Source organism: Rubrivivax sp. JA1055, assembly GCF_020966565.1.
GTDB classification, from domain to species: domain Bacteria; phylum Pseudomonadota; class Gammaproteobacteria; order Burkholderiales; family Burkholderiaceae_C; genus Rubrivivax; species Rubrivivax benzoatilyticus.
In genome coordinates this window covers 1,127,805-1,149,957 of sequence record NZ_JAJKFP010000006.1, presented here as the reverse complement: position 1 = coordinate 1,149,957, position 22,153 = coordinate 1,127,805, and the positions used below count along the sequence as shown (strand labels likewise).

The 22,153-nt window shown below is 69.6% G+C and carries 24 protein-coding genes and 1 tRNA gene; 14 read left to right on the top strand and 11 right to left on the bottom strand.

Annotated elements, in window-relative coordinates; translation table 11 throughout:
* Window positions 1-87: 87 nt before the first annotated feature.
* The 4 genes from LOC65_RS14660 to LOC65_RS14645 form a co-directional block, all read right to left on the bottom strand.
* On the bottom strand, window positions 88-378 hold the full coding sequence (locus LOC65_RS14660; protein ID WP_009859124.1) for a late competence development ComFB family protein: 291 nt from the start codon (window positions 376-378) through the stop codon (window positions 88-90).
* 73 nt (window positions 379-451) lie between these two features.
* On the bottom strand, window positions 452-1,309 hold the full coding sequence (nadC, locus tag LOC65_RS14655) for a carboxylating nicotinate-nucleotide diphosphorylase (protein ID WP_230248068.1): 858 nt from the start codon (window positions 1,307-1,309) through the stop codon (window positions 452-454).
* Window positions 1,306-2,424, bottom strand: coding sequence for a quinolinate synthase NadA (gene nadA / locus LOC65_RS14650; RefSeq protein ID WP_230248066.1), 1,119 nt, complete (start codon window positions 2,422-2,424; stop codon window positions 1,306-1,308). The genes nadC and nadA overlap by 4 nt, the downstream gene beginning before the upstream one ends.
* A 79-nt stretch (window positions 2,425-2,503) precedes the next feature.
* Window positions 2,504-3,343, bottom strand: coding sequence for a helix-turn-helix domain-containing protein (locus tag LOC65_RS14645; RefSeq protein WP_009859127.1), 840 nt, complete (start codon window positions 3,341-3,343; stop codon window positions 2,504-2,506).
* A gap of 65 nt (window positions 3,344-3,408) precedes the next feature.
* Between LOC65_RS14645 and LOC65_RS14640 the strand changes: the two genes are divergently transcribed.
* Both LOC65_RS14640 and LOC65_RS14635 read left to right on the top strand, forming a co-directional pair.
* On the top strand, window positions 3,409-4,650 hold the full coding sequence (locus LOC65_RS14640) for an MFS transporter (RefSeq protein ID WP_009859128.1): 1,242 nt from the start codon (window positions 3,409-3,411) through the stop codon (window positions 4,648-4,650).
* Window positions 4,651-4,681: 31 nt separating this feature from the next.
* Window positions 4,682-6,382, top strand: a complete 1,701-nt coding sequence (locus tag LOC65_RS14635) for a thiamine pyrophosphate-binding protein (protein WP_230248064.1) — start codon at window positions 4,682-4,684, stop codon at window positions 6,380-6,382.
* Window position 6,383: 1 nt separating this feature from the next.
* Here LOC65_RS14635 and LOC65_RS14630 read toward each other — a convergent pair whose 3' ends face one another.
* Window positions 6,384-7,292 carry an EamA family transporter gene (locus LOC65_RS14630; protein WP_230248058.1) on the bottom strand — a complete coding sequence of 303 codons (909 nt, stop codon included), beginning with the start codon at window positions 7,290-7,292 and terminating at the stop codon, window positions 6,384-6,386.
* 88 nt (window positions 7,293-7,380) lie between these two features.
* On the opposite strand from LOC65_RS14630, the gene LOC65_RS14625 reads away from it, so the two are divergent.
* The 4 genes from LOC65_RS14625 to LOC65_RS14610 all read left to right on the top strand — a co-directional run bounded on the left by LOC65_RS14625 (window position 7,381) and on the right by LOC65_RS14610 (window position 9,044).
* The gene (locus LOC65_RS14625) at window positions 7,381-7,842 is read left to right on the top strand and encodes an Lrp/AsnC family transcriptional regulator (RefSeq protein WP_029718791.1); all 462 of its coding nucleotides are present in this window, start codon (window positions 7,381-7,383) and stop codon (window positions 7,840-7,842) included.
* A 67-nt stretch (window positions 7,843-7,909) separates the two neighbouring features.
* The gene (gene rraA, locus LOC65_RS14620) at window positions 7,910-8,401 is read left to right on the top strand and encodes a ribonuclease E activity regulator RraA (RefSeq protein WP_009859132.1); all 492 of its coding nucleotides are present in this window, start codon (window positions 7,910-7,912) and stop codon (window positions 8,399-8,401) included.
* Window positions 8,402-8,403: 2 nt separating this feature from the next.
* Window positions 8,404-8,910: a hypothetical protein gene (locus LOC65_RS14615; RefSeq protein ID WP_164962127.1), complete on the top strand. Its 507-nt coding sequence runs from the start codon at window positions 8,404-8,406 to the stop codon at window positions 8,908-8,910.
* A 57-nt stretch (window positions 8,911-8,967) separates the two neighbouring features.
* Window positions 8,968-9,044 (top strand) — tRNA-Pro (locus tag LOC65_RS14610).
* Window positions 9,045-9,224: 180 nt separating this feature from the next.
* Here LOC65_RS14610 and LOC65_RS14605 read toward each other — a convergent pair.
* The 5 genes from LOC65_RS14605 to LOC65_RS14585 form a co-directional block, all read right to left on the bottom strand.
* Window positions 9,225-10,301 carry an integrase gene (locus LOC65_RS14605; RefSeq protein WP_230248057.1) on the bottom strand — a complete coding sequence of 359 codons (1,077 nt, stop codon included), beginning with the start codon at window positions 10,299-10,301 and terminating at the stop codon, window positions 9,225-9,227.
* Between the two features lie 485 nt (window positions 10,302-10,786).
* A complete protein-coding gene (locus LOC65_RS14600; protein ID WP_230248056.1) occupies window positions 10,787-11,746 on the bottom strand; it encodes a hypothetical protein in 960 nt (319 codons plus the stop codon).
* A gap of 236 nt (window positions 11,747-11,982) precedes the next feature.
* The gene (locus tag LOC65_RS14595; protein WP_230248051.1) at window positions 11,983-12,942 is read right to left on the bottom strand and encodes a hypothetical protein; all 960 of its coding nucleotides are present in this window, start codon (window positions 12,940-12,942) and stop codon (window positions 11,983-11,985) included.
* Between the two features lie 104 nt (window positions 12,943-13,046).
* Window positions 13,047-13,292, bottom strand: coding sequence for a DUF2188 domain-containing protein (locus LOC65_RS14590; RefSeq protein WP_230248049.1), 246 nt, complete (start codon window positions 13,290-13,292; stop codon window positions 13,047-13,049).
* Between the two features lie 62 nt (window positions 13,293-13,354).
* Window positions 13,355-14,296: a hypothetical protein gene (locus LOC65_RS14585; protein ID WP_230248046.1), complete on the bottom strand. Its 942-nt coding sequence runs from the start codon at window positions 14,294-14,296 to the stop codon at window positions 13,355-13,357.
* Between the two features lie 938 nt (window positions 14,297-15,234).
* Here LOC65_RS14585 and LOC65_RS14580 point away from each other — a divergent pair.
* The 5 genes from LOC65_RS14580 to LOC65_RS14560 all read left to right on the top strand — a co-directional run bounded on the left by LOC65_RS14580 (window position 15,235) and on the right by LOC65_RS14560 (window position 18,961).
* On the top strand, window positions 15,235-15,693 hold the full coding sequence (locus LOC65_RS14580; protein WP_230248044.1) for a single-stranded DNA-binding protein: 459 nt from the start codon (window positions 15,235-15,237) through the stop codon (window positions 15,691-15,693).
* Window positions 15,694-15,773: 80 nt separating this feature from the next.
* Entirely contained in the window at window positions 15,774-16,652 is an 879-nt protein-coding gene (locus tag LOC65_RS14575; RefSeq protein WP_230248037.1) for a DUF932 domain-containing protein, read from the top strand.
* A gap of 113 nt (window positions 16,653-16,765) precedes the next feature.
* Entirely contained in the window at window positions 16,766-17,152 is a 387-nt protein-coding gene (locus LOC65_RS14570) for a hypothetical protein (RefSeq protein ID WP_230248034.1), read from the top strand.
* The gene (locus LOC65_RS14565; RefSeq protein ID WP_230248032.1) at window positions 17,149-17,961 is read left to right on the top strand and encodes a ParA family protein; all 813 of its coding nucleotides are present in this window, start codon (window positions 17,149-17,151) and stop codon (window positions 17,959-17,961) included. The genes LOC65_RS14570 and LOC65_RS14565 overlap by 4 nt, the downstream gene beginning before the upstream one ends.
* On the top strand, window positions 17,951-18,961 hold the full coding sequence (locus LOC65_RS14560; RefSeq protein ID WP_230248028.1) for a ParB/RepB/Spo0J family partition protein: 1,011 nt from the start codon (window positions 17,951-17,953) through the stop codon (window positions 18,959-18,961). The genes LOC65_RS14565 and LOC65_RS14560 overlap by 11 nt, the downstream gene beginning before the upstream one ends.
* A 175-nt stretch (window positions 18,962-19,136) precedes the next feature.
* Here LOC65_RS14560 and LOC65_RS14555 read toward each other — a convergent pair whose 3' ends face one another.
* Window positions 19,137-19,580, bottom strand: coding sequence for a GNAT family N-acetyltransferase (locus LOC65_RS14555; protein WP_230248025.1), 444 nt, complete (start codon window positions 19,578-19,580; stop codon window positions 19,137-19,139).
* Window positions 19,581-19,840: 260 nt separating this feature from the next.
* Between LOC65_RS14555 and LOC65_RS14550 the strand changes: the two genes are divergently transcribed.
* From LOC65_RS14550 to LOC65_RS14540, 3 genes are all read left to right on the top strand, one after another.
* The gene (locus LOC65_RS14550) at window positions 19,841-20,440 is read left to right on the top strand and encodes a hypothetical protein (protein WP_230248018.1); all 600 of its coding nucleotides are present in this window, start codon (window positions 19,841-19,843) and stop codon (window positions 20,438-20,440) included.
* On the top strand, window positions 20,418-21,350 hold the full coding sequence (locus LOC65_RS14545; RefSeq protein WP_230248012.1) for a relaxase/mobilization nuclease domain-containing protein: 933 nt from the start codon (window positions 20,418-20,420) through the stop codon (window positions 21,348-21,350). The genes LOC65_RS14550 and LOC65_RS14545 overlap by 23 nt, the downstream gene beginning before the upstream one ends.
* 113 nt (window positions 21,351-21,463) lie before the next feature.
* Window positions 21,464-22,120: an SOS response-associated peptidase gene (locus tag LOC65_RS14540; protein ID WP_230248009.1), complete on the top strand. Its 657-nt coding sequence runs from the start codon at window positions 21,464-21,466 to the stop codon at window positions 22,118-22,120.
* Window positions 22,121-22,153: the final 33 nt, after the last annotated feature.

The window sequence follows — 22,153 nt, the reverse complement described above, 5'->3', positions numbered from 1 at the left end:
CAGGACTCCGGGTTAACCCTTGTATCGACCGATGACCGCGCCACTGAAGCGCGGCAGCGGCGGCGCGCACGCGCCGCCTGCGCCGGATCAACCGCGGGCGCGCATCGCCACCCGGGCCTGGACGAAGCCGAAGGCGAACTCCACCGCCTCGGCGATCTGGTGCTCGCTGTCCTTGCGCTCGCGTTCGCTGAGATAGAACGAGAAGTCCACGGCGTGGCGGATGTAACGCGGCTGCAGCCGGTTCAGCGCGACGCAGGCGACGTCGGCCAGCAGTTCCTCGTTGCCGGCCACGCCGGGATGTGCCGGCGCTGCGGCCAGCACGGCCTCGAAGACGGCGCGTTCGTTGTGGTTGTGGATCGACGTGAAATCGATGCTCATCGGGCAGCCTCGCGAGGGTTTGCGTGCCTGCGCTTTATCGGCCGCCGCAGGCCCGGACTTGAGGGTGCGGCGCTCAGAACTCCTCGACGACGCGCATCGAGAAGTCGACCGCCTTCACGTCCTTGGTCAGCTTGCCGATCGAGATGCGGTGCACGCCGGTGGCGGCGATGGCCCGCAGCTGCTCCAGCTGCACGCTGCCCGAGACCTCCAGCAGCGCCCGGCCTTCGTTGATCGCCACCGCCTGGCGCATGCGCTCGAGGTCGAAGTTGTCCAGCAGCACGCTGCTCGCGCCAGCGGCCAGCGCCTCGCGCAGCTGCTCCAGCGTCTCGACCTCGATCTGGATCTCGACGCCGGCGTTCAGCGCCCGCGCGTTGGCCAGCACCTGGCTGACGCCGCCGGCCGCGGCGATGTGGTTTTCCTTGATCAGGATGCCGTGCCACAGCGCCAGGCGCTGGTTGCGGCCGCCGCCGATGCGCACCGCGTACTTCTGCGCCTGGCGCAGGCCGGGAATCGTCTTGCGCGTGTCCAGGATGGCGCAGCCTTCGGGCAGCGGCGAGGCCCCGGCCACCGCCTCGACGTGGCGGCGGGCCTCGGTGGCGGTGCAGGACAGCAGCTGGATGAAGTTCAGCGCCGGGCGTTCGGCGGCCAGCAGCGCCCGCGCCTGGGCCTCGATCTCGACGACGGGCGCGTCGGGCGTCATCCAGTCGCCTTCTTCGACCTGCCAGGCGATGCGCGCCTCGGGGTCCAGCGTGCGCACCACGGCGTCGAACCAGTCGCGGCCGCAGAGCACGGCACGCTCGCGCGCGATGACGCGTGCCTTCACGCGGCGCCCGGCCGGCACCAGCATGCCGGTCCAGTCGCCGTCGCCCAGGTCCTCGGCGATCGCGTCGCGCACGTTGCGCTCGCGCGCGATCTCCAGCGTCTCGTTCATGCAGCCCCCACGTTCGGAACAAACCCTTGCGCCGGCTTCGCGACGGCCGCCGGATGGCGCTGCACGAAGTCCAGCATGCGTTCGATGCAGCCCAATGCCTGGGCGCGTGTCGGCTCGGGCACGGTGATCTTGCCGGCACCGTGCTCCAGGCAGGCGAGCACGCCCTGCAGCGCGTTCATCGCCATCCACGGGCAGTGCGCGCAGCTCTTGCAGGTCGCGCTGTTGCCGGCGGTCGGCGCCTCGATCAGCGTCTTGCCCGGCGCCAGCTGGCGCATGCGGTGCAGGATGCCGTTGTCGGTTGCGACGATGTAGGCCGGCGCGTCGCCGCGGATCACCGCGTTGAGCAGCTGCGAGGTGCTGCCGACGACGTCGGCCTGCGCGACCACCGAAGCCGGCGACTCCGGGTGCACCAGCACCATCGCGCCGGGGTGCTCGCGCTTCAACAAGTCCAGCTCCAGGCCCTTGAACTCGTCGTGCACGATGCAGGCGCCGTTCCACATCAGCATGTCGGCGCCGGTCTGCTCCTGGATGTAGCGGCCCAGGTGGCGGTCGGGCGCCCAGAGGATCTTGCGGCCCTGGTTCTTCAGGTGCTCGACGATGGCCAGCGCGCAGGAGCTCGTCACCATCCAGTCGGCACGCGCCTTCACCGCGGCGCTGGTGTTGGCGTAGACGACGACCTCGCGCTCGGGATGGGCGTCGCAGAACGCCGCGAACTCGTCGGCCGGGCAGCCCAGGTCCAGCGAGCAGGTGGCGTCCAGGTCGGGCATCAGCACACGTTTGTCGGGCGACAGGATCTTGGCGCTCTCGCCCATGAAACGCACGCCGGCGACGACCAGCGTCTTGGCCGCGTGGTCGCGGCCGAAACGCGCCATCTCCAGCGAGTCGGCGACGATGCCGCCGGTGGCCAGCGCCAGGTCCTGCAAGTCGCCATCGACGTAGTAGTGGGCCACCAGCACCGCGTCGCGGGCCTTCAGCAGCTCGGCGATGCGCGCCTTGGCGGCTTCGCGTTCGGCCGGCGGCAGCGCGGCGGGCACCTTGGCCCAGGCGTGCGCGGTGCAGCTCGCGCCGCTGGCGTCCTGGCGGGTGTAGTCGTAGACGATCTCGTCGGTGTCCATCGTGTCTCTCGTGCGGCCTGCGGCCGCTGCAGAGGGCAGATTGTGGCCGCAGGCCGGGAGTCAACCCGCCGGGGCTGGATCAGCCCGCGTTGAAGAAACGGCTGGGCGGCATGCCGACGGCGCGCCGCACCATCGCGCTGAAGGCGCTGGGGCTGGCGTAGCCCAGTTCGGCGGCGATGTGGGCCATCGGCCGGCGCGCCGCGGCCATCGACAGCGCCTTGGCCAGCAGCACCTGCTGGCGCCACTCGGCGAAGCCGGTGTCCAGCTCCTGGCGGAACAGCCGCGCCACGGTGCGCACGCTGGCGCCGGCCTCGCGGGCCCAGCCGTCCAGGCGCTCGTGCCGCGTCGGCTGCTCGATGACGGCCTCGCACAGCGCACGCAGTCGTTTGTCGGCCGGCAGGCGCACGCCCAGCGGCAGCGGCCGCGCGCGCGCCAGCTCGTCCTGCAGCAGCGCGGCCAGGCACTGCTCGCGCGCCGGCTCCTGCACCACCGCCTCGTCGGCGAGCTGCGCCACCAGCTCGCGCAGCAGCGGCGAGGCTTCCAGCACGCGGCAGCGGTGCCAGTCGCCGGCGGCCGCCGCGCCGTCCAGCGGCCGCGGGCCGTGCGGCTCGTCCTGCAGCAGGTACATCGTCACCAGCTCGGCGTCCTCGACGACCGAGACGAAGTGCTCGACGTCGGGCGGCACCCAGACGACGCGCGTCGGCGGCACGATGAAGGTGTGGTCGGGCACCGTCAGGCGCACCACGCCGGTGGCCGAGAACGCCACCTGCGCCCACGGGTGGCGGTGCGGCACGATGCGTGTCGCCGCGCTCAAGCGCCGTTTGCGCACCCACACCGGGTGCGCGGCGCTGGGCGCGTGGATCGCCGGGTCCAGCGGCAGTTCGCTGCGCGAGGCGCGGGGGCGGGTGGTGCGTGGCACGATCTCGACAGAAGTTGGCCGACCATCGTAACTGCGCCGCCAGCGGCGCCGCTACGCTGCGCCGCATGACCCCGACCGCCTCCCCGTCTGCCGGCGACGCGCGCCGCGACGTCGCGACGATCTCGCTGATCGGCCTCGCGCACGGCAGCTCGCACTTCTTCCACCTGCTGCTGCCGCCGATGTTCCCGGCCTTCATCCGCGACTTCGGCCTGAGTTATGCCGAGCTCGGGCTGCTGGTGACGGTGTTCTTCGTCGTCTCGGGCGTCGGCCAGGCGCTGGCGGGTTTTGTCGTCGACCGCATCGGCGCGCGGCCGGTGCTCTACGGCGCGATGGGCTGCTTCATCGCCGGCTCGCTGGCGGCGGCGGCGGCGCAGGGATTCGCCGGCTTGGCGCTGGCCGCGGTGCTGGCCGGGCTGGGCAACGCGCCGCTGCATCCGGCGGACTTCACGATCCTCAACCGCCGCATCTCGCCGCAGCGCCTGGGCCATGCGTTCTCGGTGCACGGCATCAGCGGCAACCTCGGCTGGGCGCTGGCGCCGGTGTTCCTGATCGGGCTGACCGCGGCCTTCGGCTCCTGGCGCGCGGCCTACCTGGGCTGCGCGCTGCTGGGCGCGGCGGTGCTGGTGCTGCTGGTCGCACAGCGCGAGCTGATCGACGACCACCACGACGCCCACGTGCAGCGGGCCGCGGTGGCCGGCGCGACCGAGCACCCGATGGCCTTCCTGAAGCTGCCCAGCGTCTGGCTGTGCTTCTCGTTCTTCTTCTGGACCACGGCCGCGCTGTCGGCGATCCAGAGTTTCGCCAGCCCGGCGCTGCAGCGCATGTACGGGCTGCCGCTGTCGACGACGGCCTTCGTCGTCACCGGCTACATGCTCTGCGGCGCCGCCGGCATGATCGTCGGCGGCTTCCTGGTGGCGCGCGCCGAGCGGCTGGAACGCGTGATCGCCGGCGCGATGGCGCTGGCTGCCGCGCTGCTGCTGCTGGTCGCCAGCGGCTGGCTGCCGGGGCTCGTGGCCGCGGCCGCCGCCGCGCTGGCCGGCTTCGGCACCGGGCTGGCCGGCCCGTCGCGCGACATGCTGATCAAGCGTGCGGCGCCGCCCGGCGCCACCGGTCGCGTCTACGGCACCGTCTACTCCGGGCTGGACGTCGGCTTCGCGCTGTCGGCCCCGGTGTTCGGCGCGCTGATGGACGCCGGCCTGCCGAACGCGGTGTTCGGCGGCTCGGCGGCGGCAATGGCGCTGGGCGTGCTGTCGGCGTCCTTCGTCGGCCTGGCGCTGCACCGCCGGCGCCGCCTGGCGCCGGCCTGAAGCCGGTGCGCCGCGCGGCTACAGTCGCGCGATGCACAGCACCGCCGCCTCCCGCCTTGCCGGCCACGCCGTCGTCGAGGCCCTCGTCGCCCAGGGTGTGGACACCTGCTTCGGTGTGCCCGGCGAGAGTTACCTCGCCGTGCTCGACGGCCTGCACGAGCACCGCGAGCAGATCCGCTTCGTCGCCTGCCGGCACGAAGGCGGCGCCGCCTTCATGGCCGAGGCCCAGGGCAAGCTGAGCGGGCGGCCCGGCGTCTGCTTCGTCACCCGCGGCCCCGGCGCGTCGAACGCCGCGATCGGGCTGCACACCGCGTTCCAGGACTCGACGCCGATGCTGCTGTTCATCGGCCAGGTGGCCGGCGACCAGCGTGACCGCGAAGCCTTCCAGGAAGTCGACTACCGCCAGATGTTCGGCCCCGGCACGCTGGGCATGGCCAAGTGGGTGGGCGAGGTGCACGACGCCGACCGCATCCCCGAGTACGTCGCGCGCGCCTTCCACACCGCGATGCAGGGCCGGCCCGGCCCGGTGGTGCTGGTGCTGCCCGAGGACGTGCTGACGCGCGAGACGGCCGCGCCGGTGCTGCCGCGTGTCGAGCCGGCGCTGGCCTGGCCGGCGCCGGGCGCCTTGCGCGACCTGCGCCGGCTGCTGCTGCAGGCCGAGCGGCCGATCGTCATTGCCGGCGGCAGCGGCTGGGACGCCGAAGCGGCGGCGGCGCTGCAGCGTTTCGCCGAGAACTGGCAGCTGCCGGTGGCCTGCGGCTTCCGCTTCCAGGACACGTTCGACAACGCCCACCCGCTGTACGCCGGCGACGTCGGCATCGGCATCAATCCGAAGCTCGCCGCGCGGGTGCGCGACGCCGATCTCGTCATCGCGCTCGGTGTGCGCCTGGGCGAGATGACGACCGGCGGCTACACGCTGCTGCAGGCGCCGCGCCCGGCGCAGACGCTGGTGCACGTGCACGCCGGCCCCGAGGAGCTGGGCCGCGTCTACGCCGCCGACCTGCTGCTGCAGGCCTCGATGCGCAGCGCTGCCAAGGCGCTGGAGGCGCTGACCGCGCCGCCGGGCCGCGACGGCGCCTGGGCCGCCGCGGCGCGCGCCGACTACGAGGCCAACCAGGTGCCGACGCCGGTCGAGCCGCTGGACCTGGCCGCCGTCGTGCAGACGCTGCAGCGCCGCCTGCCCGAGGACACCGTCTGGACCAACGGCGCCGGAAATTACAGCGGCTGGCTGCATCGTTTCCTGCGCTACCCCGGCCTGCAGCGCCACGGCCGCACGCAGCTGGCGCCGACCTCGGGCGCGATGGGTTACGGCCTGCCGGCGGCGGTGGCCGCCGCGGTGCTGCAGCCGCAGCGCCAGGCGGTGGCCTTCCTCGGCGATGGCGAGTTCCTGATGACCGGCCAGGAGCTGGCGACGGCGCGCGCCGCGGGCGTGCAGCAGCTGCTGGTCGTCGTCGTCGACAACGGCAGCTACGGCACGATCCGCATGCACCAGGAGCGCGAGTACCCGGGGCGCATCAGCGGCAGCGAGCTCTGCAACCCCGATTTCGCCGCGCTGGCGCGGGCCTACGGCTGGGCCGGGGAGACCGTCGAGAAGACCGCCGACTTCGAGGCTGCTCTGGAGCGTGCGCTGGCAGCCGGCAAGCCGGCGCTGCTGCATTTGAAGCTCGACGTCGAGGTCAGCACCTCGCGCGCGACGCTGGCGCAGATCCGCGCCGCGGCCGCCCGGCGCTGAATCAGCGCCGCCCGGCCAGCAGCAGCACCACGCTGGCGGTGACGATGCCGGCGGCCAGCATCTCGCCGGCGCCGACGACCTCGCCGCCGATCGTCACGCCCAGCACCATCGCGATCACCGGGTTGACGAAGGTGTAGCTTGAGGCCAGCGCGGTGCTGGCGCGCTGCAGCAGCAGCATGTAGGCGCTGAAGCCGATCAGCGAGCCGGCGACGACGAGGTAGACCCAGCAGGCCAGCGAACGGGCATCCGGCGGCAGCGTCGGCTGCTCGCCGGCGGCCCAGGACATGCCCATCAGCAGCAGCCCCCCGGCCAGCATCTGGCTGGCGTAGCCGGCGGCGCCGGGCGCCAGCTCCAGCCGGCGGCCGCCGGGCAGACCGTGCTTGGCCCAGACGCTGCCGGCGCACCAGGCAGCGCAGGCGATCGTCATCGCAACGAGGCCCTCGCCCGAGGCGCCGAAACCCTCGCCCTGCGTCAGCAGCACGATGCCGGCCAGGCCGGTGGTGATGCCCAGCGTCTCCAGCCGCGATGGGCGCAGGCCGTAGGGCAGCTCGAACAGCGCGACCACCGCCGGCACGACGGCGATGAAGGCCACGACCAGCCCGGAGCTGACGCTCTGCTGCGCGTACGCGGTCGCGCCGTAGCCGCCGCCGAGCATCAGCGCGCCGAGGATGAAGGCGCTGGTCCACTGCGCGCGGTCGGGCCAGCCGGCGCCGCGCCAGCGTGCGAAAGCGCCCAGCACCAGCCCGGCGGCGACGAAACGCGTGCCCATCTGGAAAAAGGGCGGGAAGCTCACCAGCGCCCACTTGATCGCCAGGTAGGTCGAGCCCCAGATCAGCCAGGTGGCGGCCAGGCAGGCCAGCAGCAGCGGCGACAGCCGGGCGGCGGAGGTGGGCAGGGCGGCGGTTGACATGGGGCGAGATGATAGAAAGCTCTTCAGCCGAGATCCATGCAGAATCGAAGGTGATCGCGGTAGTCTGCCGTCGAAACAAAGGTTCTGAATGAGCTGCGCCTTGGATGCCTATGACACGAGATTGCTCGCCGAACTCCAGGCCGACGCCCGCCTGAGCCTGGCCGAGCTGGGCCGGCGTGTGCACCTGAGCCAGCCGGCGGTGGCCGAACGCGTGCGCAAGCTGGAGGCCGCCGGTGTCATCACCGGCTACCGCGCGACGGTCAACCTGGGCGCGCTGGGCTACGGCATCCGCGCGCTGGTGCGTGTGGGCCGCACCGACTACGAGCGCATGCTCGAGCTGATCGAGCAGACGGCCGAGGTCGTCAACGCCTGGAACATCACCGGCGAGGACAGCTGGATGCTGGAGATCGCGGTCACCGACGTCGCCCACCTCGACGCCGTGGTGTCGCGTTTGTGCCTGCTGGCCGAGACCTCGACCTCGATCATCTTGAAGTCGGTGCGCGAGCACCGCGTGATGCTGCCGCCGGCGCCGCGCGAGCCGGCTCGATAGCCGGCCGGCATGGGGCTTTGGCGGCCGTCGACATGGCGCGATTAGCATTCTTCCAGGGGGACCGACGATGAACGACTTCTCCACCTGCGACCTCTGCGACCGGCACAAGGACGACGACCGCGGCGACTTCCGCGTGCTGCCGCCGGTGTTCGCGAGCTACGGCGGGCGCGTGCGCTTCGCCGGCCCGGCGAGCACGGTCAAGTGCCACGAGGACAACAGCCTCGTGAAGGCCGCGCTCGACGAGCCGGGCGCCGGGCGGGTGCTCGTCGTTGACGGCGGCGGCTCGCTGCGCCGCGCGCTGGTCGGCGGCAACCTGGCCGCCGCGGCGGCGAAGAACGGCTGGGCCGGCCTCGTCGTCGACGGCGCGGTGCGCGACCTGGCCGAACTCGCCGCCTGCGACGTCGGCATCCGCGCGCTGGCGGCGATGCCGATGCCCACCGTCAAGCGCCACGAAGGCCGGCGCGACGTGCCGGTGCAGGTGCAGGGCGTGCGCGTGGCGCCGGGCGAGTGGGTCGTCGCCGACGAAGACGGCATCGTCGTGATGCCGGCCCGGCCCTGACGATGGCCGCCCCGGCGGACTGGGTCGTGGTGCCGGGGACCGAGGCCGAGATCGAGGCCGCCGCGGCCCGCGCGCGGCGCCTGGTCACGCGGCGCGCGCTGGTGGCGGCGGGCATCGCCGCGGTGCCGATCCCGGGCATCGACTGGATCACCGACGTCGGCACGCTGGTCAAGCTGCTGCCCGAGATCAACGCCGAGTTCGGCCTCAGCGCCGAGCAGGTCGAGCGCCTGGCGCCGGACCGGCGCCTCGTCGTCTACAAGGCGATCAGCGTCGGCGGTGGCGTGCTGGTCGGGCGGCTGGTGACGCGCGACCTCGTGCTGCGCATCGTGCGCACCGTCGGCGTGCGGCTGACGACCAAGCAGGCCGCCAAGGTCGTGCCGGTGGCCGGCCAGGCGGTGTCGGCGGCGCTGACCTTCTCGGCGCTGAAGATCGTCTGCGAGCAGCACATCCGCCAATGCATGGCGGTGGCGCGCCAGCTGCAGCTGCCGGCGCCGGCCGAACGGATCTGACCCCCCAGGGCGGCGAGCGGCCCGCCAGGGGCCGACCGCTACAATGGCCGGCTTCGTCGGGGTGTAGCGCAGCCTGGTAGCGCAACTGCTTTGGGAGCAGTGGGTCGCACGTTCGAATCGTGTCACCCCGACCATCCAACTCATTGATTCTGTTGAGAAAATCGCTTCGGCGCCGCTGCCTCATCTTTGTGCAGTTTTCTAACGGAATCGGATTCTTCTAACGGAGCGGGCGATTCGCTTCGCCAGCTAAGGCTCCGGCAACCAGGTCTGGAGGGCCCGCAGCGGCCTCTTGAAAGCCTTCCGGCCGGCCTCCGTCATGCCGTCGCCCTCGTCTTCCTCGCCGTTTTTGATCGCACGTAGTCGGCCGTCTGGGCCTCCGTCGTGTGGGTGCCCATCGCGTTGGCGGCGCGCATGCCTCCCCGCAGTGCCGTATCGGTGAGCGCACGTGCACGGATGTCGCGGAACATGAATGGCAGCACCTTCGACCGGCGGATGCCTTCCTGCCAGGCGTTGGCGACCGCCGAGTAGGTCAGAGGTTCACCGCTCTGGCGCGTGAACAGGAACGCCGTGTCGGCGCGCGGTGCTGCCTTCTTCTTCAGCCGGCGTTCCGCCCGTATGCGCCGCAGCGCGGCGATGACGGCCCGCAGCCGCGGGGTCCACTCGACGAGTACCGCGTTGCCGGTCTTGTCGCGGCGGAAGAACACGCCGTCCTTGTGAACGTGCGGCTCGTCGGGGTGGAGCGGGTCGCGTTGGTCCCGAAGCCGGATCATCACCGAGACGTCCTGCCCGGTCAGATAGGCCAGTTCGATCAGGCAGGCCATCGTGAGCCCTGAGCGGGTGCGCTTGCCGTCGTCGCCGTAGAGGCAGCCGATCTTCACGCGCCGCAGCTCGCTGGTAGTCGGGCAGCGCTTGCGCGGCGGAGTGCTCATGGTGCGCACCACGGACGTCACTGGGTTCGTGCCCGGATCGCGCAGACCCTTCTCGATCGCGAAGCGCATCAACTCCCCGATCTGCGCGCGGTACAGGTTGAAGGTTCGGGGCTTTGCGCGGAACGGTTTCAGGAACTCGACGACATCGGGCGGTGTGACGTCGGCCACCTGAAAGTCCGCGAAACGGGCGGCGATCTTGGCGCCCCGTGCGCGCTCGTCGACCTGGGTCTTGGCCGAGTGCTTGACCATCACCTCGGTTTCCCAGTCGGCGATCAGCTGAGCCATCGACCCATCGCGATCGTCGGCGCTCAGCATCTTTGCGAGCGCGGTATACATCGCCGGCAGGCCGTCCCTGACCTTCGACAGCTTGTTCCAGACCCGCTTCTTCCCGTCGGCCACCACGAGGTAGTAGCACGCGCCTTTGGCGAAGACGCGGGCCGGTAGCGCAGGGTCCTTGCTCACGGCGGTGGCGGGCGAAGCCTCGGGTGGGGGCGTTCGCCAAGGACCGGCGCATGTGTGTGGCCGGCCGCTACCGCGTCGTAGTGCGCGCGTTCGACGACGACACGACCGGTTCGCCTGGAGCGGTGAGCGCGGTGATAGCCCCGTGCGTGCAGTGCACGAAGCTGGTCGGCCGGGCGAACGTAGCCGCCAGAGAGGAGCTGCACTTCCTCCGGCGACAGGATCAGCGCCGAGGCGGTCGCTGGCGGATCGCCGGACGGGATGCTCGGTGCGCGCATGTCGGAAGGTGCGGCTTCGTTGACGACTGATCTCGTAGACCTGGGGAGCTTAGGTCCTCCGGATTGCTGGTCGCATGCTGGATTCCGGCGCAGTTCCAGCCTAGGTTGCGCTCTCGGCCCCTTGCTTCACACGGCAGGGGCACAGGTCTTATCCAAGCAAATCATTGATTTGATTGAGATGTTTGGTTCTCTGGCGCCCGGCGTGCGCATCTAGTCGTCCTTCTGAGCCTGCCATGCGTGGTAGCCACAGAGGCCGTTGTTGTCCTGGTCGTCCGGCCCGAGGCCCTCGCCGCAGATGGCGCACTCGGTGTACTCCAGCTCAGCCGTGCATGCCACGCACTTCCCTTCATTAATAATGAACGTGTCCTTCCCGCACTCATGGCAGGTCGCGGTTGGCCGGTCGCCACCATCGGTCATAGAGATATAGGTGTCCCATTCGAAGTAGGAACCTATGGCGGCCTCGACCACGTCATCGAATTCGGAGTCCTCGCCGCAGGAAGAGCAGTGCAATTCGAGCTGGTGGTGGTGTTCGACTTCAGGGTCGAGCGGCCGAACCAAGTCAGACCCACAGTGCTGGCAGCGAATATGGTGCGCCGCCTGAGCGAGCGCCTCCGAGCTCCAGGCGACTGAATCGAGTGCGGCAAGGCAGGCCGCGCGCTCGCGCTCGTAGACCTCGTTCTCTTCAAGCAGCACATTCCAGGTGGCTTCGCCAAGCAGTAAAGCGGGATCTTCGGCGAGCTCTGCCGCAATGAAGTCGCGGATGACGACGAACGACTTCGCTAGCACCACCTTGATGGTCTCCGCCGTGGCTGCAGTTCGGTAGTGCTCTATGTCATTGCGTAGCCGGATGACCTCCTCGACCCGGGCGAAGTCTGCCTCCACGCCCAACGACTTGAACCGTTCCTTTATCGCTTGAACATCGACCGTCTTCCTGCCCTCGCCCCGGAAGGTCACGCTTCCGTCGGCGTCGCGACTCGGGCGGATTCGTTCCTTGATGAGCACTTCATCGGAATCGGCCGGTGAGAGCTGACGCAGCTTTTCCTTGAACAACAGCAGGATGCCCGCTGTGAGGTTGCGCACAGCCGACAGGCTGCGCCGCTCATCTCCGGACTGATGGTCCTCGACCCCTAGCTGGATCGAGGCGATGGCGTTTTTGAGGATGGTGTCCATAGGGTGAGTCGCTCGCCCGGTCGACCTAGTGTCGCGTCCGCACGGGCTCGAAGCTGATCTTGAGCTACGCGCCGACGGCCTGCGCAAACATCTCCGGCGTCTGGGTTGACGGGGTGCTGCGGCCGGCTTCAGAACGCGCGATGTTGCTCTGGGCCGCGTGCATGCGCTCGTTGCGAATGGGCTAAATCGGAAGGCGTCGGCCTTACAGGCGATGGCCTGACCGTCACGAGGGCCGGTTACGTTTCGGCGCTGTCCGCCGGAAACAGTGCCATGTGTACGGCGCCGACGGTAGTCAACACGTTGCTTAACAAGCTGTTGACCTCAGCGGCCGTGATGCGGACCTCTCTCCCAGGAAGGCCACCTACCTGCGCACGCTCAAGGTACTTCCGGTCAATAACGCCCAGGTTGTGCGTGATGGGGTGTCGCTTCTCGAATGCCGCGTTCAGGTCGGACCATGGAACTTCCGGCAGTGGGCCTAGGCTGAAGACCTCCGCGAGCACTTCCTGCGTCAGCGGGATGCTCTGGAACTTGTTGCCGATTTTCCTCAGGCGAGACTCGACAGCGTCCGCCGCTTCTTCCCGCCCATTCAGCCAACGGCGGGCGAGTGCCTTCAGCGCCGCCTCGAAGAGGGATACCGCGTCTTCCAGGCAGTTCTCCAGATCCTTTGCCGCAACCCGACGGCCAAGGGTCTCGCGCCGCCGGTCGATGTCACCCACCATGCTGCGCGTGACGCTGAGCTCAGCGGCAACGTGCGTCAGGAAGATGTCGGCACCGCAATCCGCGCACCAAGCGGCAAGACCAAACACGGTCTGATCGAGCGTGCAGTGGGGGCAGACCACGTCGCGCCGGACCTCATCCTCGAACGGTGGCCGGACATAGGGCAATGGGGCCGACTGCATCGACATCTCCATCGAGATGAAGCTACCCCCGAACTTCCGCTTGCCGGAGTGCCCCAGCCCCAGTGCGTCGCGGACCATGTCGTCCACGCCCTGGTGCACTTCGCGCATCAGCAACTCTTCGGCGTACCTCGCCTGCTCCTTTGTGGCGAAGCCATCCGGCCCTGCCTCCTGGCGACAGTATGGGCAGTAGGCATGCTCCTGCCCATCGGGGACTCCCGTGCCGGGCTTGACCTTGAAGTATCCCGGCGAGCAGGCCACGTCCGGGCACTCGCGGGCAACGCGCCCGTCCGCGTCCATCGGGAGGGTGATCGTTGCCCGGTACCTGTCACCGCCGAGGTCGCGGATGTTCAGGGGGCCTCCAGGCCTCAGCAATCTGCGGGGCATGGCGCGCTACTCTGCACTCAACCTGGTGACTTCTTCGGGTCGGCCGAGCGCGGGAAGGTGCGCTCCTCCTGGTAGTGACCGTCCATCCTCTTGATCTTCACTGAGCCGCCGTCCGTTCCGAGCGCTCGCTCAAGGGCGCCGCGGCTGGTGGCGTCGTCCTTCGTTTCGAAGCGCTTCACGACCTTGTTGGTTGCGTCATTCGTCAGGCGCCAGTCTTCCTTCTTATTGTCGTAGTCCAGCGTGTATTTCGGTAGCTTTGCCATTGGACCTCCCGTACAAGTTCAAAGGTAGTGTTTTCAACACAAGCCGTCAATCGAGTGTGCAGTCACTTTGATGCGCCTTCCAGCAGAGAGCGATATGCAGCACCGTTTATCCACTCGCGCAGCCTTCCCGCCCGGTCCTTGCTGTGAGGGGGCAGCCAAAGCCCAACAAGTTCAAGGTTCTCCGCTTCCAGGAAGCGAAGTGCGGACGATGTTGCATCGGACGCTGCCTCCAGGACCTGCTCGTAGCCGTCAAATCGCTTCACCTGCGCCTTGAGCTTGGGCGAGGGCATTGCATCGACCGTCAACTCCTTGAATTCTGAGAGCGGGCCTTGAAGGTCCATGACGATCCGGGCGCGAAAGTCGAAAATCAGCCAGGATGCTGGCAGGAGCCGGCCAATGACCTGATCCTCGTAAGTGGCACGTTCCCGCGATGCACCACGGTTCGCGGCCATGAAGTCTTCAACCTCCCGTTCAGAACGGCGGCGTGTGGTCGTGACGGCAAGGTCATCCCGAATCGTCGAAAGCCGCAACGATTCGACGGCGTCTTCGCCAATGACGGCCGACAGCTCCCTGGTGACACGCATCGCCCATTTCGCCCCGAAGGGCCTCTGAATGAGATCGGTGATAGACCGCGAGATGCCAGGTGCAAGCGCCTGAATCTGCTTCGCCCGCCCGACAAGCTCTTCCCGTTCCCTGCGGCGGGTGTATTCCGAACGGGCACGAGAAAAGACTTCTTCGCCGAAGTGCGTCTTGCCACACCGCTGGCCGATGTTGGTCTCCGCGCCGTCCTCCGTCATCACCAGGAAGCCGTGCTTGTGGGGCTGCCGGCAGCTCTTCAGACCGCACGGCACTTCCCGTGCGAAGTGGTAGTCCGTCAAAACCTCGCGTAGCGCATGCGCCGTGTGATCGAGCGGCGCACTGAAGTGCTCGCGCTCGCTCAACTCCTCATAGGACTGCGGGCGCTTGATTAGCCCGGACGAGACTTCCGGAAGCACAGCACTCATGGCCTGTAATTGTATCCAGTCATGAGGCGGTTGGGGAGTTGCGCCAAGGTACCGCGGACGTTCCCCAAAGCTTGGGTTCGAGTCCCATCAGAGCGCTTGCCAAGGTCCATTGCGATCCGCACGAACCGTATGCCCTGGCCGTCTCCCCGCTTCGCGGGGCCGGGCTGTTGCGCTTCGCGTCGAGCCACCGGCCCTGCGGTCCGGCGTCTCGCCCCTGCCGGGCTGCCATCCCTGACGCGAATACGGTCAGGCCGGCTTGCCGCCGGCGGAAATGTGGGGCAGCGGCCCTGTCCCGTGTCCGAGGATCGCGGGCCTGATCGCCCTCCCGCTGCGCGTGAGCGCGGCCCGCTCGACGAACTGACCGGCGCCGCGCAGCCCTGTCGGACGCTTCGCTCTGCGCGTCACCGGCCAGATCGTCGCCCCGGACACCCGCCACACCCGCCGCCGGGCCGCTGCTGAAGACCGAAGTCCAGCAGCCGAACAGCCAAGCAGCCAAGCAGCCAAGCAGCCAAGTGCAGATGCTTGCTCACCCCGGCTCGGCCGACGCGCCAGTCGCTGCGCTTGGTGTCACGCCGGCCGCGTAGCCGCCGGGGCTCGTGTCGTGGGGCAGGCCCCTTGGCGGCGTCCGTCGCGCCAGGCTGCGCCTGTCACGCCCGCCGCTGTCGCCGGGCCCTCTATGAACTCCCGCGCGCTCGCCGGTAACGACCCACCGCGCTCCCCCCACAAGCCCCCCATCTCCGGGCGAGGGGGACTTGTGGGGGGATCTTCAATGCGGTGGGCCGGGTGAACCGGCTCATCGCTTCGCGCTGCTCCCGAATGCACCCCACCCCCCGCCCGCCCCAGAAGGGCGGGAGCGAGGGAGTCCGAGCGAGAGGATCAGTTTTCAGCAGCCTGAATCCCGGGCTGTGCTGGTCGTCTCGATATCGGAGTGCATCGCCATGGCAAACGTTCGAGTCGAGCAGCGCAACGCTCATCTGGCCGGCCCGGTCCGCCTGGAGTACGTCAACGGCCGCGAAGGCCAGGTCGCGAAAGCGACGATCACCGTGATCTCCAACAGCCGCCGCGGCAGCGGCGACGAGCGCGAGGAGGAGGCGACCTCGCTGATGTGGACGCTGTGGGGCCGGCAGGCGGAGAACGCCGCCGAGTACCTGGGCAAGGGCAGCCACGTCAACGTCATCGGCCGGCTGCGCAACAACAACTTCCGCAACGCCGAAGGCCTCGACGTCTACATGCTGGCGTTCACCGTCGAGGAGATCGACTACCTCGACAGCCGCGCCGAGTCCGAGGCGCGCCGTGCGCGCAGCGAGGGCCGGGCCGAGCCGCCCGCGCCGGCACCTGCGCCTGCCGCCAAGCCCGTCAACGGCCGCCGCCCGGCGCGGCCGCAGCCCCAGGCCTGAACCCCTCCGGCGGGCGCCGTCCCGCCGAACCCCTGCACCGCGGACCCCGCGGGGTCCGCTTCCATCGCACGAGGACCACCATGCAAGCCAACCATCCCACGCTGGCCACGCGTTTCGGCCACCGCACCCACGTCCTGCGCAGCCACCAGCCGCTGGCCGAGGACCAGATCCGCGCCGTGGCGCCTTCGGTGTTCGCCGAGGGCAAGCACGCCAGCCGTTCCGAGCGCTACACCTACATCCCGACCATCGAGGTGCTGCGCGGCCTGAAGCGCGAAGGCTTCGAGCCCTACATGGCCGCGCAGGGCCACAGCCGGCTGGAGGACCGGCGTGCGTTCACCAAGCACATGCTGCGGCTGCGCCATGCCGGGCAGGTGCAGGCGACCGAGACCCGGGCGCGCGACACCGTCAACGAGATCATCCTCATCAACAGCCACGACGGCGGCAGCTCGTACCAGATGCTCGCCGGGCTGTTCCGCTTCGTCTGTTGCAACGGCTTGGTCGTCGGCGACGTGGTCGACGACATCCGCATCCCGCACAAGGGCGACGTGCGCGGCGAGGTCATCGAAGGCGCGTTCCGGGTGCTGGAGGAGTTCGACGAGGTCGACGAGCACGCCGAGGCCATGAAGGCGCTGCCGCTGGAGCACCGCGAGGAGATCGCGTTTGCGACGGCCGCACTGGCGCTGCGCTTCGGCGAGCGTGCGCTGGAGGAGGGCGGCCACGCCCCGGCGCCGGTGACGGCCGAGCAGCTGGTCGAGGCGCGGCGGCCCGAGGACCTGGGCCACAACCTGTGGACCACCTTCCAGCGCGTGCAGGAGAACGTCATCCACGGCGGCCAGCCCGGCCGTGCCGCCAGTGGCCGGCGCATGCAGACCCGGGCCGTCAACGGCATCGACCGCGCCGTGAGCCTGAACCGCGCGCTGTGGATGCTGGCCGAGGAGATGCGCAAGCTGAAGGCCTGAGCCGCACCCGGCCCCGGGGCGCTGGATCCGGGGCTGAATCCAGCGCGTCGGCGGACCCCAGGTCCGCCGACCATCCAAGGTCAGTGCGGCCGTCGCGGCCGCGGGAGCCTGCCATGGACGACACCTCCGACGTCGGACGCGTGATCGACGCGTTCTTCCTCTACACGCAGCGCGCCACGCCGGCGACCGAGAAGGGCGCTCAGGCCTTCAACCGCCTGCTGCGCCTGGCCGAGCACCACGACTCGGGCCAGGTCGCCCGCGTCGCCGGCTTCATCGCCAGCGTGCACGACGGCGCCACCTTCCGCTGGGACCCGTTCGAGCTGCGCATGCTGGACGTGGAGATCAGCGACGACATGCTGGCCTGCCTGGACGCGTTGCGCTGGGGCCAGCACGACCTGCATCGCCTGGTGCCCGACGGCGAGCGCCGCGTGCTCCAGGTGCTGCGTGCCTGGGGTCTCGTGCCGACTGCCGCCACGCCCAACGCCGGAGGCCCGCGATGAAGACCCTTGTCCTCGCCAACCAGAAGGGCGGTGTCGGCAAGTCCGTCGTCGCCACACTGCTGGCCCACCACATGCGCCGCGCCGGCCGGCGCGTGCTCGCGGTGGACCTGGACCACCAGGGCAACCTCAGCAGCGTGCTGCAGCGCTCCGGGCATCCGTTGGTGGCATCCGTCACGGCCGACCTGCTGCTGACCCAGGCGCAGGTCGACGTGCCGGCCGAGCCCTTCGTGCTCGTGCCGGCTGCCGACCCGCTGCTGTGGCTTGAACGCCAGCCGGCGCAGCACACGCCGTTCGCGCGCAACCTGCGCGCCTTCCTGCGTGCGCAGGCCGGCCGCTTCGACGTCTGCATCGTCGACACCAACCCCAACCCCGACATCCGCCTCATCGCCGCGCTGGCGTCGGCCGACTTCGTGCTGTCGCCGATCCAGCTCAACCAGGAGGCGATCGACGGCGTGCGCGGCCTGCTGCACCACCCGCGCGTCGGCGTGCACAAGATCCGCACCCTGCTGAACCCGGCGTTGCAACTGGTCGGCCTGCTGCCAGTGATGGTGGAGGCGACGCCGTTCCAGCGCGCCAACTTCGCCGAGATCGTGCGCCACCACCAGTCGCTGCTGATCGCGCTGACCGACAAGCCCGGCGAGTTCGCGTTCATCCCCAAGCGCTCGGCCGTCGCCGAGGCCCAGGCGAGCGGCGACCTGCTCTGGGAGATGAAGAAGACCGCCGCGCGCGATGCCTGGGCCGAGATCGAGCCGACGATGCGGCGCTTGGCCGAGATCGTCGACCCGCAGGAGCAGCGCCATGCCGCTTGACCTCACCGTGCTGGACGACGCCGTGCCCGCACCGGCCGGCGGCGCGCCGCTGGAACTGCCGATCGACATGATCGACGAAGACCCCGAACAACCGCGCTTCGAGTTCGACGACGAGGCGCTGACTGAACTGGCCGAGACGATCCGCGCGCGCGGCGTGAGGCAGCCAGTGTCGGTACGCCCGCACCCCGAGCAGCCCGGCCGCTGGATGCTGAATTTCGGCGCGCGGCGGCTGCGGGCGTCACGCATTGCCGGGCGCCAGACCGTGCCGGCCTTCGTCGACCTCGCCGCCGACAGCTACGACCAGGTCATCGAGAACGAGCAGCGCCAGAACCTGCAGCCGTTGGAACTGGCGCTGTTCGTGCAGCGGCGGATGCGGGCGGGCGAGACGCAGGCCGAGGTGGCGCGGTGCTTGGGCAAGTCTCGGGCATACGTCACGTATTTGGTTGCACTGATCGACGCCCCGGATCCGGTGATGGCGCTCTATCGCAGCGGCCGGTGCCGCGGGCTGACGGAGCTTTATGACCTGAGGCGGCTGCACGAGCTGCAGCCGCAGGCAGTCACCGAATGGCTCAACACGTCGGACAAGGTGACTCGGACCGAGATCGATCGGCTGAAGCACGAACTGCGGTCGCCCACGGTGACCGTCTCTGAAGCGCTTGCACAAGACGCCCGCTCGGCTGGTAGTGGACCTGTCAGGAACGCCGGCGACATGGAGCCTTACCCCCAAACAGAGGCCGCGACCGCCGAATCTGCTGCCTCGATCCCTGTTCCTGCGGCCGGCACCAGGGCCTGTCCGCCTGACGCGTCTCACGGCACACCTCGCCCACCGTCCCGGTGGCAGCTGATCGCGGAGGTCGAGGGCACCGATGTCGTGGTCGAAATGCGCCGCCTTCCGCAGAGTGAAGAGCAGGTGTTCGTTTCTGGTCTCGGCACCAAGGACGTGGTCGCGGTCGAAATCGACCGCCTGCGAGCACTCCGTCTCGTTCGCACGGCGGCTTGAGGTGCCCTCAGCGCCGATAGGCGCCGGTGGTGCCTGTTCTTCCTCGCCAGTTGCGCAGCCTCATCAGTCGACCCGCTTGTTAAGCCGCTAAACACGCAGTGGATGCGGCGACGGCACCCGCAGGCGCTGCTGGACGGTCTGCCGCTCGCGGACCCGGTGCTCCCGCCGGCGGACCTCAACTCCGCCTCAGGATCATCTCGTTGGCGTAGCGCGCGAAGCCCAGGGCGCGGTACATGGGTGCCGCCTCTTCCGACGCCGCAAGGCTGAAGACACGGATACCGGCTTCAGTGCAGGCGCCCATCACCTTGTCGACGAGCGCCTTGGCGATGCCTCGCTTGCGCCAGGGCTCCTCGGTGTAGACATTGACGATCCGCGCTCGAATGCCTGATGTCTCGCCCCGCGTCGGTCCCCAGTCGAGCAGGACGGCGCCGGCGCCACCCACCACCTGGCTTTCGGCTTCAGCGACGAAACCGACGTACGTCCCGCGCTCGATGCGCGAGACGACCCACGCGGTATAGGCGTCGAGGTCTTCCTGCGGTTCGCCCCGGAAGTAACGATGCCGGGCGATGCTCGCTGCATCGTCGGGGCCCACCGTGCGCACAGTCCACATGGCGGTCATTCGACCATTGTGCTGGCCAGCGCTGCTCGGCTCGGGATCCCTTCAGGTGTTCAGCGGCTTAACAGCGGCAGCCGTTTCCCGAGGCCCGCGTGCCGTCCGGTCGCCAAGCGCGGACCGTCCGAAGGTCCGATCGTGCTTCGCTCGCCGTGCTGGAACTCGGCCCGATTCCAGCGCAATCCAAGCCACGATCCAGACCAATACTGAAGTCCAGATGAGTGCAGGATAGGCGCCGTGGCGCCGATGTAAGACAGGCCTCCGTGATGGACTCCGCCACCTCTTCGGCCGCTGGTCACCGTGACCTCGTCACGGTCGACTTGCGCGGCATGAAGCCCGCGCTGCTGGCGCGCGCCGCGGCACGCGGCGTGTCCGTCTCGGCGCTGGTGCGGGAGGCGCTTGCTGCTGCCGGTGTTGACAACACGGAAGAGCCAGCTCCGCCGGAGACTGTGGGTCGCGGCCGGCCCCGTGTGCGCATCGGCCTGCGCCTGGCCGCCGACGAAGCGCGTGAACTCGCCGCCCGCGCTGCAACGGCAGGCCTTCCCATCGGGGCCTTCGTTCTCGCGGCGGCTCGTGCAGACGGCGGAGTCCTCTCCGCTGAACAGCGTGAGGCTCAGCTCGCCGCCCTGACCAGCTCCAACGCCGAACTCGCCGCCGTCAGCCGCCATCTGGGCCACCTGACGTCGCTGCTGCGCATGGGCGCCGTCGACGCTGCCCGCCAGTACCGCGAGAGCCTCGACACGCTGAACGCCGACGTGCGTGCGCATCTCGCGCTCAGCGCCGAACTGCTGTCCGAGCGCTGGCCGAAGCCTTCGCGCCACTCCACCCACCTGAGGAGGCGACATGCCCGACCCGAAGTCGATTGACGGCGTCCTGGTCGAATGGGGCGACCGGCTGTTCTACCCCGGCAACCGTCGTGTCGCCGCGAGGCCAGAGCCGCGGCTACGGCTTCCGCCGTTTCAGCAGCGGGCCGACGCCATCCGCCGCCGCATCGAGGCCACCGTGATCCGGCGGGTGCCGCAGGTCATGGTCAAGGTCACCGGCGGCGGCCGGGGCATGAAGGCCATCGCCGCGCACTTCCGCTACATCAGCAAGAACGGGCGGCTGGAGATCGAGAACGAGCGCGGGGAAACGTCCAGAGGCAAGGACGCTCTGCGCGAAGTGGCCGATGAGTGGCGCTACGGCGGCTCGCTCATCGGCGATGAGAGCCCGCGTCGCGAGGCGTTCAACATCATGCTGTCGATGCCGCGCGGGTCGGCGGCGCCCGAGATCGTGCTTCGGGCCTCCCGCGAGTTCGCCAGGGACGAACTGGCAGGGCACAAGGTCGTGATGGTGCTGCACGACCATCAGGCCAACCCGCATGTGCACCTCAGCGTGCGTGCCGAAGGTGCCGATGGCCGCCGGCTCAACCCGCGCAAGGCCGACCTGCACCGCTGGCGCGAGACCTTCGCGGAGAAGCTGCTTGTCTGGGGCATCGAGGCCGAGGCCACCCGGCAAGGCACTCGCGGCATCGTCCGGCGATACGACGCGCTGTGGCAGCAGAGGGCGAGGGCGGAAGGCAGGCTGCTGCGCGACCGGCCCGCTGGGCCGCTGGCTACGGCTTCGAGGCGGACTCTCGACGAGGGCCGGCACGCCTGGTCGCAGATCGCAGACGCGCTGCAGCGGTCAGCACTGCCCGGGGATCAGCGACTGGCTGCGGGCGTGCGGGCGCATCTGCGCGACCTGGATCGATCGCAGGGCGCGGAACGCGAGATGTCTGGGCCACACCGCGGCTGAGCTGTAGCGGAAAGCCGGGTCGACCTGACCCGGCGCCAGGAGCCAGCGTCCGATGCCTCGGGCCCTCACATCGAGTGGTTCGGGGCGAAGGGTTGGGCACCTACCATCCGCCCATGTGCAACCGGTACGTCGCTCCCGACGCTGCGGCCGTCGAACGCTACTGGCATGTCGGTGCCCGCCAGCCCTGGCGCGGAGCCGAGATCTTCCCGCGAGCCCAGGGACCGTTCATCCGCGCTGCGCGCGACGACAGCGAGGCCAAGCGCGAGGCGGTCGTTGGCCAATGGGGGCTGATTCCCTGGTTCGCCAAGACCGCCAAGCTGACGTACTCGACGAACAACGCTCGCTTCGAGGAGCTCCCCCAGAAGGCTTCGTACAAGGATGCCTGGGCCAACGGGCGGCGCTGCATCATCCCGGCGCTGTCGTTCGACGAGCCGAACTGGGAGACAGGGCGCAACGTCTGGTGGCGCTTCCGGCGGGCCGATGGCCAGCCCTGGGGGCTGGCGGGCCTGTGGAGCACCTGGACCGACAAGGCGACAGGCGAGATCGTCGAGAGCTACACGATGCTGACCATCAACGCGGACGCCTGCCCGCTGATGAACAGGATGCACAAGCCTGATCCGACGCTGCCTGCAGACCGCCAGGACAAGCGATCGGTGGTGCCGATCGAGCTGTGCGACGTCGATCAGTGGATCTTCGGGACCCTGCGGGACGCTGTTGCTCTCGTGCGGCTTGCCGACGTCGGGGGGTACGACGCGGGGCCGATGTCCTGAGAGGCGAGGGCAGCCGTTCGTCCAAGGCTGGCG